Annotated in this window: 12 protein-coding genes, 1 tRNA gene and 1 pseudogene; 1 reads left to right on the top strand and 13 read right to left on the bottom strand. The window is 43.9% G+C overall.

What is annotated here, in order from left to right; genetic code table 11:
• Positions 1–32: 32 nt before the first annotated feature.
• From era to EAI95_RS00040, 7 genes and pseudogenes are all read right to left on the bottom strand, one after another.
• Positions 33–932 carry a GTPase Era gene (era, locus tag EAI95_RS00075; protein ID WP_016465947.1) on the bottom strand — a complete coding sequence of 300 codons (900 nt, stop codon included), beginning with the start codon at positions 930–932 and terminating at the stop codon, positions 33–35.
• A 29-nt stretch (positions 933–961) separates the two neighbouring features.
• Complete coding sequence (locus tag EAI95_RS00070) at positions 962–1,360, bottom strand: diacylglycerol kinase (RefSeq protein WP_129821826.1); 399 nt, start codon at positions 1,358–1,360, stop codon at positions 962–964.
• Positions 1,341–1,838 (bottom strand): rRNA maturation RNase YbeY, encoded by a 498-nt coding sequence (ybeY, locus tag EAI95_RS00065; RefSeq protein ID WP_048689623.1) that lies wholly within the window; start codon positions 1,836–1,838, stop codon positions 1,341–1,343. The genes EAI95_RS00070 and ybeY overlap by 20 nt, the downstream gene beginning before the upstream one ends.
• Positions 1,839–1,929: 91 nt before the next feature.
• On the bottom strand, positions 1,930–3,666 hold the full coding sequence (locus EAI95_RS00060) for an ABC transporter ATP-binding protein (protein WP_129821825.1): 1,737 nt from the start codon (positions 3,664–3,666) through the stop codon (positions 1,930–1,932).
• A gap of 1 nt (position 3,667) precedes the next feature.
• Positions 3,668–5,392, bottom strand: coding sequence for an ABC transporter ATP-binding protein (locus EAI95_RS00055; protein ID WP_129821824.1), 1,725 nt, complete (start codon positions 5,390–5,392; stop codon positions 3,668–3,670).
• Between the two features lie 393 nt (positions 5,393–5,785).
• Positions 5,786–5,858 (bottom strand) — tRNA-Thr (locus tag EAI95_RS00045).
• Between the two features lie 50 nt (positions 5,859–5,908).
• Positions 5,909–6,094, bottom strand: a pseudogene (locus EAI95_RS00040) (GNAT family protein); the annotation flags it as partial.
• 188 nt (positions 6,095–6,282) lie between these two features.
• On the opposite strand from EAI95_RS00040, the gene ald reads away from it, so the two are divergent.
• The gene (gene ald / locus EAI95_RS00035) at positions 6,283–7,395 is read left to right on the top strand and encodes an alanine dehydrogenase (protein ID WP_129821823.1); all 1,113 of its coding nucleotides are present in this window, start codon (positions 6,283–6,285) and stop codon (positions 7,393–7,395) included.
• Positions 7,396–7,583: 188 nt separating this feature from the next.
• On the opposite strand, the gene EAI95_RS00030 is transcribed toward ald, so the two are convergent.
• The 6 genes from EAI95_RS00030 to EAI95_RS00005 all read right to left on the bottom strand — a co-directional run bounded on the left by EAI95_RS00030 (position 7,584) and on the right by EAI95_RS00005 (position 13,325).
• Positions 7,584–8,582, bottom strand: coding sequence for a PhoH family protein (locus EAI95_RS00030; protein ID WP_155223211.1), 999 nt, complete (start codon positions 8,580–8,582; stop codon positions 7,584–7,586).
• A gap of 90 nt (positions 8,583–8,672) precedes the next feature.
• On the bottom strand, positions 8,673–8,888 hold the full coding sequence (locus EAI95_RS00025) for a YozE family protein (protein ID WP_048689636.1): 216 nt from the start codon (positions 8,886–8,888) through the stop codon (positions 8,673–8,675).
• A gap of 10 nt (positions 8,889–8,898) precedes the next feature.
• Positions 8,899–9,753: an RNA-binding virulence regulatory protein CvfB gene (gene cvfB / locus EAI95_RS00020; protein WP_048717452.1), complete on the bottom strand. Its 855-nt coding sequence runs from the start codon at positions 9,751–9,753 to the stop codon at positions 8,899–8,901.
• 106 nt (positions 9,754–9,859) lie between these two features.
• On the bottom strand, positions 9,860–10,417 hold the full coding sequence (frr, locus tag EAI95_RS00015; RefSeq protein ID WP_048689643.1) for a ribosome recycling factor: 558 nt from the start codon (positions 10,415–10,417) through the stop codon (positions 9,860–9,862).
• 18 nt (positions 10,418–10,435) lie between these two features.
• A complete protein-coding gene (pyrH, locus tag EAI95_RS00010) occupies positions 10,436–11,167 on the bottom strand; it encodes a UMP kinase (protein WP_006595852.1) in 732 nt (243 codons plus the stop codon).
• Positions 11,168–11,705: 538 nt separating this feature from the next.
• Positions 11,706–13,325 carry an LPXTG cell wall anchor domain-containing protein gene (locus EAI95_RS00005; protein ID WP_238662889.1) on the bottom strand — a complete coding sequence of 540 codons (1,620 nt, stop codon included), beginning with the start codon at positions 13,323–13,325 and terminating at the stop codon, positions 11,706–11,708.
• Positions 13,326–13,370 lie beyond the last annotated feature (45 nt).

The raw sequence follows: 13,370 nt of genomic DNA, 5'->3' as shown, positions 1-13,370 counted from the left end.
AAAACAAGAAGCAGGCTTCTGCCCACCTCTTCTTAATATTCTTTTTCGTTGTATCCGAAATCAGCAAGATCCAATTTCTTATCCCGCCAATTTTTCTTGACCTTGACCCAGGTTTCTAGGAAGACCTTATCCCCTAGCATCAGCTCGATATCCTTACGCGCAAGGGTTCCGATCTTCTTGAGCATGGCCCCACCTTTTCCAATGACAATGCCTTTTTGGCTATCGCGCTCGACCATGATGGTTGCTCGGATATGGACTTTATCTGTCTCTTCATCCCGCTTCATAGAATCCACCACTACGGCAACAGAGTGGGGAATTTCTTCCCGCGTTAAGTGCAAGACCTTCTCGCGGATCATTTCAGAAACTAAGAAACGCTCTGGGTGGTCTGTAATTTGGTCAGCAGGGAAATATTGGAAACCTTCTTCTAAGTTTTCGCTCAAAATATCAATCAAATGCGAAACATTGTTTCCTTGAAGGGCTGAAATCGGCACAATTTCCTTGAAGTCCATCTGACTACGAAAGTCATCGATTTGCGCCAAGAGTTGGTCAGGGTGCACCTTGTCGATCTTATTGACCACCAGAATAACCGGCACCTTAGCAGCCTTGAGGCGTTCGATGATCATGTCATCGCCTTTCCCACGTGGCTCGTCTGCTGGTACCATAAAGAGAACGGTATCGACTTCTCGAAGGGTGCTATAGGCCGACTCTACCATGAAGTCTCCAAGCGCTGTCTTGGGTTTGTGAATCCCTGGGGTATCGATAAAGACAATCTGTTCCTTATCGGTCGTGTAGATTCCCATAATCTTATTACGCGTTGTCTGCGCCTTATCGCTCATGATGGCAATTTTTTGTCCCATGACGTGGTTCAAAAAAGTTGACTTCCCGACATTGGGACGTCCTAAAATGGCTACAAAGCCTGATTTAAATGTCATAGTTTCCTTTCTTGAGGGAAGTCTCCCTCTTATCCAAATACTAGAGCCCACAACTTGGGCACAAATATAATAAGACCTGTCACCAAGGCAAAGCCCGAAATAACGAGAACTGCTCCTGCCGCCATATCCTTGGCATTTTTAGCTAGCATGGAAAAGTGGTAATTGCTCGCTAAATCCACTACATTTTCAAGAGCAGAATTCATGATTTCAAAGGCAATGACCAAAGAAACACTTAAGAGTAGAAAGAGCCACTCTGTTGCTGAAATGCCAAAAAGGAAGCCTGCAACAATCGCTAAGACAGCTGAAAGTGCATGCTTACGCATATTTCGTTCCTCTTTAAAGGCTGTGAAAATCCCTGTTAAAGCAAATTCAAGACTGGCAATCAGTTCTCGATTTTTCCATTTTCGTTTATTGTCTTGTGAGTCCATAGGCTGTCAAAATCTCTTCCTGTAAGCCAAACATTTCCTTTTCTTCTTCCGGCGTATAGTGATCATAACCGTTGATATGAAGGAAGCCATGCACTGCTAAAAAGCCCATCTCGCGCTCAAAGCTATGACCATACTCAGCTGCTTGCTCACGCGCCTTGTCTACAGAAATAAAAAGCTCTCCAATATAGGTATCGAATTCAGCCATCATCTCTGCCAATTCTGGGTGGTCTTCTAAATCTTCTTCTGAAAAAGCAATGTCCATCTCTGGTTTGTATTCCAGACTGATTACATCCGTTGGGCGATCCGTGTCCCGGTATTCCAAGTTCAATTCATGGCTACGTTCGTTGGTTACAAAGGTCACTGCCATTTCCTTGTCTTCTTTGCCCAATTTTTTTGCAGCAAATTCTAAAATTTCCTGGGTTTGTTTGATCATTTCTTCAGAGACTTGACCGGTCTCATCAACCATTTCAATATACATCTTGGATCACCTCACTATCATTTCAATTATAGCATAAAAATAGCGTATATACTAGAATACACGCTACTTTTACTATTTGAAGAATGCCCTTTTATTCAACCGTCTGTTGGATAGCTTGCATCTGGGCATAGATGCCACCATGAGCAATCAAGTCTGCATGTTGCCCACGTTCGACAATGCGCCCTTCTGATAGAACCAAGATCTGATCTGCATCTTGAATGGTCGATAAGCGGTGGGCAATAATAAAGGTCGTCCGGCCCTTTTGCAGGACTGCCATAGCCTTCTGAATGATCTCCTCTGTCTCCGTATCAATGTGGGAGGTTGCTTCGTCCAGAATCAAAATTTTCGGGTTCATGTAGAGGGTCCGCGCAAAGGAAATCAATTGGCGCTCCCCGCTTGAGAAGGCAGATCCCTTTTCAACCACTGGATGGTCGATTCCCTTTTCTAATCTCTGGATCATAGGCAGGGCACCGACCTGTTTTAGAGCATCCAAGACGCGATCACGGTCGATATCTGTTAGACTCATGGCCACATTGCTAGCAATGGTCCCTGAGAACAGATAGGGATCCTGTAAGACAATTCCCATATGGGAGCGAAGACTCTCTCTAGAGAAATGGCGAATATTCTGGCCGTCGATCCGGATTTCCCCCTCCTGCGGATCATAGAAACGATAGAGCAAGTTCATAATGGAGGATTTACCCGAACCGGTATGGCCAACCAAGGCAAGGGTTTGACCCGGATGAGCTTGGATGGAAATGTCCTTCAGAACTGGCTTGCCTTCTTCATAAGCAAAAGTGACATGATCAAACTCCACAGCTGCCCTGTCTATTTTGATCTCTTCTGTTGCATCTGCCTCTACCTTTTCGTCTAGGAAAGTCAAGACCCGCTCCCCTGTTTCCAGAGAGCGTCGGATATCCGGAAGACGGCGAATCAAATTGGCCATCAGATCAAAGAGCTGAATAACATAATTGAGATTGATAAACAAGAAACCAGCAGTCATCCCCAAATCCCCACCAAGGTAGGATAGGCCTGCAATGGTTAAAATTCCTGCAATGACGATGTATTTCAAGAATTCTGTCAGGGTCCAAGAGGCAATGGAGTCTGCTAGGACCAAACGATCATTAGCCACAGTCATCTTCTCAGTCGTCTGATCAAACTCCTCAATCACGCGCTCTTCTTGTCCGTAAAGTTGGATCATACTCGCTCCATGAAGCAGTTCATTTACCAGGGTATTGATTTCACTTCTGGAATCAAAGAAGTCCTTCATGGGCTTGTCCGTCATGCGCTTATACAAGGCCTGAATCCCGTAAAAGATAGGGAAAATCAAGCATAAGAGGAGACCCATCATGGGATTGATAGTAAAGAGAACTCCCATGATAAAGAAGAAACGCATCAAATGAATCACCAAATACATGCAGGAATTGTAAAATTGAGTCCGTAAGGTCTCTGTATCATTAACAATTCGTGTAGCAATTTTCCCTGCTGGCTTGTCATCAAAGTAGGAAATCGGTAGTTGTTGCATCACGAGGAAGGCTTGATCGCGTAGCTGTGCAGTTACCTTATTGCCTCCATGGATCAAAACCCGATTGCCTATATAACTGAAAATCTGACCCACTGCCAAAACAATCAGATAGAGGACACCCATAGAATAGAGTGCTCCTAACTCTCCTCCCTGACTCAAGGCTGTCAAGGGACCATCAATCATTTTTTGTAGAATAAATGGCGATAGATCTGACAAAATCGTTGCCAGCAAAAGACAGATGAAACCTAGCCCAAAAATACCAGGAAAAAGGGATAGTTTTTGTAATAGTCGTTTTAAAATACCCATCTTATTCTCCTTCCTGTCTTTGTTGCCGTTGGTATTGTTCATAATACCAACCTTCTTGAGCCAGTAAATCACTAGCTGTTCCTTCTTCTAAAATCCGTCCTTGATCTAACACAAGGATCCAATCTGCCTGATGGACAGCTGAGAGACGGTGGGAGACTATCAAGGTTGTCTTTCCTTGTCGCTCTCTTTGAATGGTCTCAATAATGGCCTGTTCCGTCTTGGCATCCACTGCGGATAAAGAATCATCCAAGAGGAGCAACTGGGCATCACGTAAAAAGGCACGTGCCAGAGAAATCCGCTGCTTCTGCCCTCCCGATACGGATACTCCCTTTTCTCCGATCAAAGTATCCAGGCCATCCGACATCCGTTCCAAATCATCTGCGAAGGCTGCCTGAGCGATAGCATCCATGATTTCCTCTTGACTAGCTCCCTTCTTACCAAGGGAAATATTTTCTAAAATAGACTTCGAAAATAGGATGTGTTCCTGAGAGACGTAACCGATTTTTTCCTCAATAGAGCGTCTCACGTAACGAGCAACGGGCTCCCCATTAATGGTAAATGTCCCTTGCCCAAGTGGGTATTGTCGTAAGAATTGACGGACCAAGCTTGTCTTTCCTGCTCCTGTTCGACCCACAATCCCAATGGTTTGCCCTTTATTGAACTGCAAAGAAATCTGCGAAAGACTCTCCTTCTCCGCCATCGGATAGGTAAAAGAATAGTTTTCGAAAACTACCTCATTCAGTTCCTCTAGCCAATCGTCCCCATCTCTTTCCAAGTCATCATCCTCTTCGACCAATTCTGACAATTTTTTGTGGGATGTTTTGGCTGTTTGATAGACTAAGATGAAATCTGCTAGCATCCACATCGGCTCAATCAAGGCCACTAGATACAATTCTAAACCTAGCAGTTGACCCAAGCTAATCTGTCCAGTTTTCAAGAAGTGGCCCCCACAGACCAAAAGAAGGACGGTTGAAACCCCTATAAAGAAGAGGGCAAAAGGACCAAAGGCATTTTGAATAGAGGCGATCTTATCGCCCGTCTTGGCCAAACTTTCTGTCCGCTCTTGAAATTGTCGCACCTGACGCTCCTTGCGACTATAGGCCCGCATAACCCGAATCCCTTCGATGGATTCTAGGACCTCATCATTCAAGTGAGCCACGGCATCACGGTTTTCATCCACATAGATCTCTTCCTTTTTCCCCAGGAGATAGGTTGATAAAACCAGAAAACTCATAGGAATAAAGGAAATCAAACTCAACTGCCAGGAAATCAAGAACATAGCTGGAATAATAAAGATGAACAAGCCTCCCCCATAAAGGACAATCAGCATCCCATAGCCGACCATCCCCATCATCCCGTCTACATCCGTGGTAAAACGAGTCAGGAGATCCCCTGAGCGAAACTTTTCATAAAATGGCCGTCTCATGGCTACGAGCTTACGAAAAGCTTGCCCCTGTAGCCTAGCCTTGTAATGGACCGAAGCTTGAAACAACTTCAGATGCCAGTAGTAAGCAGAAATGTAATTTAAAAAAGTAGCTCCCAACAAGAGAGCAATATCTCTCGTAAAACTTGCCTGAGTCAAGGTCTGCTTGCTCAGCTGGTCGACTAGTCGTTGAATGACCTGTGTCGGTATTAAAATTGTATAATCATAAATCACTAGGACCACAGCAATGCTGAGATACAGCCACTTATGCTCCCAGATGTACTTCCATAAAGCTCCTATCATCTTCTCCCCTTTCAATTTGGCACAGAAAAAACCCAAGTAAGGAGCTGAGAGCAGTCTCAGTCCACACTTGGGCCTTCTGATGCCTATCACCAATTCAGTTAAGGCAGGCAAAAATGCATACAAAAAACCCAAGACAGACTCCTCCATCTTGGGTTTCATTCATTTTTTAAATGGAACTCAACTGAGATTGGAGAAGTTGTGTATTCAATTGTGTCATCAAAACATCTACTTTGTTCATGATGGTTTTCTCCTTTCTCTTTGTTGTTCTAACTTTACCACGGATTTCTGTGCTTGTCAACGTTTTTTTGAAAATTGTTGAAAAAAGCCGGACTTTTAAAGATAGACTCGCAAAAAAAGAAGCCTAGATCCTCTCTAAGCTTCTCTCTTCTTTTATGCTAGTTGCCGGGATTGAACCGGCGACCTCATCCTTACCATGGATGCGCTCTACCGACTGAGCTAAACCAGCAGTACCTATCTACTATATCATGGAGAGTGGCCTTTTGTCAATATCCTGACTCATTTTTCTGCCAAATATTCTTCCTTCGTGAGGACATAATGAACTCTCGTCACCATTCGCCCTTCTTCATGCAGGTCTAGCATCGCGTAGGGCTCCTCGTGAGAATATTTCATCCCTAATTTGGCCATCACTCGTCCAGAAGCTGGGTTGTCCTGATCATGAACAGCAATGAGCTTGTTCATCCCCCATTCGTTTCCCATACTTTCTTGAGGAAAGAAACTTCAATTTTTTCTTGCTTTTTAACCCACTTTTCTATACAATAAAATCAATCAATCAAAAGAGTTGGATAAGGAGTGAAAAGGTCATTGAGTTAGGAGAGGAATCTCACACCAATGGCCTTTTTACACCCATATCTAAGTAAGGAGAAATAATCATGTTAATCGGTATCCCAAAAGAAATTAAAAACAATGAAAATCGTGTTGGCTTGACACCTGCAGGTGTACAAAGCTTGGTGAAGAAAGGCCATCAAGTTTCGGTAGAAACAAATGCTGGACTTGGTTCTGGCTTTGGCGATGAAGATTACGCCAAACAAGGAGCGACTATCGTTGCAACTGCTGCAGAAGCTTGGGCAGCTGAATTGGTGGTCAAGGTCAAAGAACCCCTCGCTGAAGAATACGACTTCCTTCGTGAAGACCTCTTGCTCTTCACCTACTTGCACATGGCTGCTGCTCCTGAATTAGCTGATGCCATGGTGACTGCCAAGACAACTGGGGTAGCTTACGAGACTGTACGAGACCTTGAAGGACAATTGCCTCTCTTGGTGCCAATGAGTGAGGTTGCTGGACGAATGGCGGTGCAAATCGGGGCTCACTTCCTCACTAAACAAGAAGGTGGATCTGGCGTCCTCCTAGGTGGGGTACCTGGTGTTCCTAAAGGGAAAGTTACCATCATCGGTGGTGGAGTCGTTGGAACCCACGCAGCTCGGATCGCACTTGGACTCGGTGCCCAAGTGACCATCTTAGATATCAGCGCTAAACGTTTGGCTGTTCTGGAAGATGTCTTTGGTCATCAAATCCAAACCCTTATGTCCAATCCATTTAACATTGAAGCCAGTGTCCGTGATGCCGATGTTGTTATCGGAGCTGTCCTGATTCCTGGGGCTAAAGCTCCTAAATTAGTGACAGACGATATGGTTAAACAAATGCGTCCAGGTTCTGTCATCGTGGACGTAGCTGTGGACCAAGGTGGTGTTATCGAAACAGCAGACCGTGTGACAACACATACGGAGCCTGTTTACGAAAAACATGGTGTGCTCCACTATGCCGTTGCCAATATCCCAGGCGCTGTCGCTCGTACTTCTACTATTGCCCTCACCAATGTAACCCTTCCTTATGTCGAAGCTTTGGCTGACAATGGCTTCCATAAGGCCATCGCCCTCGACGAAGGCTTGCGCCAAGGTGTTACTACTTACCAAGGCCATATCACAAGCCAACCAGTTGCAGAAGGTCTAGAACGCAACTTCACACCAATTGATGAATTGGTTTAATTTCTAATATTTAAAAGGCTGGGCAAAAAGTGTCCAGCCTTCGTTGTATGATAGTAATAACTACATGACGCAGTGGTTGATTGGCATCTTTGTTCGCTTTTAAAGCTCCAAAGACGACCTAATCAACTGTGCGGGGGTGGGAAAACGAACTCTTTTTAATTAGTCTGAGTTCTTTCCCACTCCCTTTTTTATTCTGCTTCTTCTTCCACATCCAGTTTTTCTTTGAGGACTGGATTCGGAATGGGCTCGTAGGCCCGGATAATCTCTGCTACTACCGGATGGCGAACGACATCCTTGGCAGAGAAATGCACAAAGTCAATTTTAGAAATGTTCTTCAATTTCTCCTGAGCATCAATCAAACCGGATTTGACATTTCGAGGGAGGTCAATCTGGCTGGTATCTCCATTGACAATCATCTTGGAGTTAAAACCAAGACGGGTCAAGAACATCTTCATCTGCATGATGGTGGTATTTTGCGCTTCATCTAAAATGACAAAGGCATCGTCCAAGGTCCGTCCCCGCATATAAGCCAAAGGGGCAATCTCGATAATTTCTCGTTCCATCATCCGAGTAGTCTGATCTTTCCCTAAGATTTGGTAGAGGGCATCATAGACTGGTCGTAGATAAGGGTCTACTTTTTCCTTGAGATCTCCTGGAAGGAAACCAAGGCTCTCTCCTGCTTCTACAGCTGGACGGGTCAAAATGATCCTCTTAACTTGACCACGCTTGAGGGCGGTGACAGCCAAAGTCACAGCTAGGAAGGTTTTCCCTGTCCCGGCTGGTCCAATCCCGAAGGTCACATCATGGTGCTTGACACTATCGACATAAATCTTTTGCCCCAGCGTTTTGACCCGAATGGGCTTGCCGTAGCTATCCTTGATGATTTCTTCTTCATACAAGGCGACGAACTTATCCAACTCATCATTACGAACCATTTGAATAGCTGTTACGACATCCGGCGTCCCGATGGTCATACCACGATTCACCAAGATCAGCAAAGCCTCGATGACTTGTCTAGCTTTCTCGCAATCTTCTTCTTGACCAATGACCTGGACAATTTCTGTTCGTGCATGGATGATCACATCCAACTCTTGCTCCATCAAACGCAAATGACGTTCATTGGATCCAAATAGATGGAAGAGATCATCTGGATGACTTAATTGAATATCAATTGAATGTTCTTTCAAATAAAGAACCTCTCTATTTCTGTAAGTTTTCTCTATTATAACAAAGTGACCGAGAATTGACCATCCCCGGCTCACCACTATCTCCTGTTACTAATGACCTAAGTATTCTTCCCAGATCGCATCAAATTCTCCTAGATTAAAGGAGAAACTGGCATGTTCTTCCAGAAAGCGACTGACCTCATCAAAATCATCTGTATGTTTTGGAAAGGCAGACTCATGAAAAGCTAGATCAGCTAGCAAGGCTTTCGGAGCATTGCTTTTGGGATTGCGCTCTGTCATCAGCCAAGTGTAAAATGATTTTCGCATAGGGCTCCTCTTAGATTAGTTCCGTTCCAAACTGGTCTTGCTTGATTTTTTTCGCTTTCATCAAGCCACCCAGAGCCTTTTTGAACTGCCCCTTGGAAATTCCAAAGGTTGCCTTAATCTCTTCAGGGGAGGACTTGTCATTCAAGGTCATAAAGCCACCATTCCCCTCCAAGTAGGCCAAAATCATCTGCGCATCGTTTTCAAGCATTTCAAACGAGCGTGGTTTCAAGGACAAATTCAAGGTCCGATCCACCTCTCGGAAACCGATGACCCGAGCATCTAAGACTTGTCCCAAACGGGGTTCGGCATAGCGCTCACTTGGATGGATAAAGCCCAGCATATTATTCTCAGGCAGGTAAACAAAGGTCCCTGAAAGTTTTAAGCGATAGACGATGGCCGGCCAGTTCTGGTTTTGCATATTGTTGTAGGCTGGACGAGCAATTCGTTGGAAGTCTTCTTGGTAGGCCAAGACACCCCAGATCCGATCTTTTTTATCAACTTCTAGACGAACAAAGAGTTTATCGCCTTTTTTCGGCCACAGATCCTTGATTTCTGGCAAAATATCCAGAGAGACGACAATCTCCTTATCGGGTAGACCCGTATCGACAAATACACCCAGGTCCTTGCGAACTTCAGTCACTGTCCCCCAGCCAAATTGGTCCTGACGGGCTGTGACTTCTAGGGTGGTCAGACGCAAACGTTGCTTCATATCCGTATAGGCAAAGCCCTTGACGGATTCTCCAAGTGCATGCTCTCCTTCAGACTTGTCCAAGGCATAAGTCTGCCCATCCTTCTGGACAAAGTAAAAGCGATCATTCTCATCCGTCACAAGGCCCACGATATCATGTGCGAGGTTGGTATTCATTTTTTCCTTCTTTCTGGCTAAAGCTCATCAATAGCCCCTTAATGGAAATAAAACTCAGCCAGCAGTGCCAACTGAGTTCATTTCCTCTGTAAACTGCTGGAAATGATTAAACTTCAAGCAATTCTTTTTCTTTGTGTGCTGTCATTTCATCAACATGTTTCACAGCATCATCGGTTACTTTTTGGATCTCTTTCTCAAGATTCTTCAATTCATCTTCCGTGATTTCTTTAGCTTTTTCTTGCTTCTTGGCTTCATCCATCGCATCACGGCGGATGTTACGGATCGCTACTTTAGCATTTTCACCGACTTTTTTCACTTCTTTGGCCAAGTCACGACGAGTTTCTTCTGTCAAAGCTGGGATGACCAAGCGGATAACCGAACCATCGTTGGCTGGAGTAATGCCAAGATCAGAAGCATTCAAAGCGTGCTCGATATCTTTCAATGAAGACTTGTCAAAAGGTGTAATCAACATCACACGAGCTTCTGGAATGGTGATCGATGCGATTTGATTCAATGGAGTATCAACTCCGTAATATTGAACATAGATACGATCCAAGAGACTTGCATTTGCACGGCCTGCACGGATACTTCCAAATTCACGTCCCAAACTTTGGTGAGACTGAGTCATTCTTTCTTTAGCTTTTTCTACGATTGGATTTGCCATTTTATTCCTCTAACTTCCTTATTTTTCTACATTATTAGAAACGGTAGTACCGATATTTTCTCCAAAGACAACGCGTTTGATGTTCCCTGGCTCATTCATGTTGAAAACGACTAAGTCAATATCATTGTCCATTGAGATGGTCGATGCTGTCGAATCCATGATACGAAGGCCTTTATTGATGACATCACGGTGAGTTAATTCTTCAAACTTCACAGCTGTCTTGTCTTTCTTTGGATCAGCATTATAAACGCCGTCAACACCATTCTTAGCCATCAAGATTGCGTCTGCTTCAATTTCAGCGGCACGAAGAGCAGCCGTTGTATCCGTTGAGAAGTATGGAGAACCAATGCCTGCACCAAAGATAACAATACGCTCTTTTTCCAAGTGACGAAGGGCGCGGCCACGGATATAAGGCTCAGCGACTTGTTGCATGGCAATCGCTGTTTGGACACGCGTATCTACTCCAACCTGTTGAAGAGAATCCGCCATCACCAAGGCATTCATAACTGTTCCAAGCATTCCAGTGTAATCTGCTTGAACGCGATCCATACCTGCTTCCGCCGCAGGTTCTCCACGCCAGAGATTTCCTCCACCGATAACGAGAGCAATTTCAATTCCAAGGTCATGAACTTCTTTGATTTCAAGGGCCATCTTTTGAACCGTTTTGATATCAATTCCGACACCCCGTTCACCGGCTAACGCTTCACCTGATAACTTAATTAAAATACGTTTATACTTAGGTTCTACCATTTTGTCACTCCTTTTATGATCTGTATTATTTTACCACAAAAAGCGTTTTTTATATAGTAATATCTATCAAAAAAATTTTAACTTATCCACTGAAAAGATATTCATTTTTATCCTACTTTTTATAAAGGATCTAGATTTTGGCAATAAAACTCTTTTACATATGTAATTTAAGAATTGTCGCTTTTATCAATCATCGGTTCATCAACAATTATATGATCTTTTCCAGATGATTATCACTCTGAATCAGGTTAGCAGCTACTATAATATTTAATTTCAAATAAGTAATTTAGAATTACATTTACTTTCTTGATTATAAGAAAAGAGCCTCCTTTTTTTAGATAAACAGTATAAAACTTTTAAACTGTTTATGGTGGGAGACTCGTCTTATATCATTTTAATGCTTCTTAGTTAAGCGTATGACTAGTTGAAAAAGGGGATTGTCATCCCCTTTTTCGAGGCTTTAAGGCCTATTCTAGTCACCAATTAGAACTGCCGTTTTGAATGAAGCCAAATCAATCATTCACCAAAGGAAGTAGAATTATTTTTCGTCTTCCTCTTTACGACGTCCAAGTGCTGCCAATCCTACAAGTCCTGCAACTAGTCCGAGTACAGTTGATCCTACAGATGTAGTTTCACCAGTATTTGGAAGTTGTCCTTTAGCTGGTGTTGACTCTACTGGTTTACCTGACGTTGGGTCCACTGGTTTACCTGGGGTTGGGTCCACTGGTTTACCTGGGGTTGGATCCACTGGTTTTGCTGGGGTTGGATCCACTGGTTTTGCTGGGGTTGGATTCACTGGTTTGTCTGGGGTTGGATTCACTGGGTTGTCTGGTGTTGGATTCACTGGTTTGTCTGGAGTTGGTTCTACAGGCTTGTCTGGGGTTGGCTCTACAGGCTTGTCTGGAGTTTCTTTAAGTTTGTAAACATACGTTACATTCTTATCGCCTTCGATCACTTTACCTGTAGTAGGGTCGGTAGATTTCAAGTGTCCTTCGTCATCCACTTCACCAACTGTGTAGTTGCCTGCTGGGACCAATTCATAAGTCTTACCGTCTTTTTCGATTGTTTGTGGACGGTTGTCTACCACTGTGTTGTAGTCCTTATCAACTGGTTGATTTTCTTCATCCGTCACATCTGACTTGATGGTCTTACCTTCTGTATCTACATAGTGAACATAAACGTTACCCTTAGGTTGAGTTGGTTCTTCCTTCACTTCTTTATAGACGTAAGTGATGATTGACTTAGGTTTGTCAACTTTACCTTTAACTGGATCAGATGATTCCAAGTGCCCATCTTCGTCCACTTTACCTACTGGGTAGTCACCTTTCGGTACGATCTTGTAGGTCTTACCGTCTGGAGTCTTGATAGTGTTAGGTTTTTCACCTTCCTCAGTGGTGTTATATGGAGTGTCATATGGTGAGTTTGGTGTGTCTTGACGAGGCTTTTCGATTTCCTTGCCATTTTCATCAACGTAAGTGATGATGACCTCACCCTTCTTAGGCTCTGCTGGGGTTTCCTTCAGTTTATATACGTAGGTGACATTCTTATCACCTTCGATGACCTTACCGGTTGTTGGGTCGGTTGACTTGAGGTGACCCTCATCATCCACTTCACCAACTGTGTAGTTACCTGCAGGTACTAATTCATAAGTCTTGCCTTCGAATTCAATCTCTTGTGGGCGGTTGTCTACCACTGTGTCGTAGTCTTTGTCCACTGGTTGAGCGTCTTCATCCGTCACATCTGACTTGATAGTCTTGCCTTCTGTATCCACATAGTGAACATAAACGTTACCCTTAGGCTCTTCCTTCACTTCTTTATAGACGTAAGTGATGATTGACTTAGGTTTGTCAACTTTACCTTTAACTGGATCAGATGATTCCAAGTGCCCATCTTCATCCACTTTACCTACTGGGTAGTCACCTTTCGGTACGATCTTGTAGGTCTTACCGTCTGGAGTCTTGATAGTGTTAGGTTTTTCACCTTCCTCAGTGGTGTTATATGGTGTGTCATAAGGTGAGTTTGGTGTGTCTTGACGAGGTTTTTCGATTTCCTTGCCATTTTCATCTACGTAAGTGATGATGACCTCACCCTTCTTAGGCTCTGCTGGGGTTTCCTTCAGTTTGTATACATACGTTACATTCTTATCGCCTTCGATCACTTTGCCTGTTGTAGGATCGGTAGATTTAAGGTGACCTTGGTCATC

Source organism: Streptococcus sp. bf_0095, from assembly GCF_004166885.1.
Taxonomy (GTDB): Bacteria; Bacillota; Bacilli; order Lactobacillales; family Streptococcaceae; genus Streptococcus.
The sequence above is the reverse complement of the archived record's forward strand: the minus strand, read 5'-3'. Positions and strand labels throughout refer to the sequence as shown.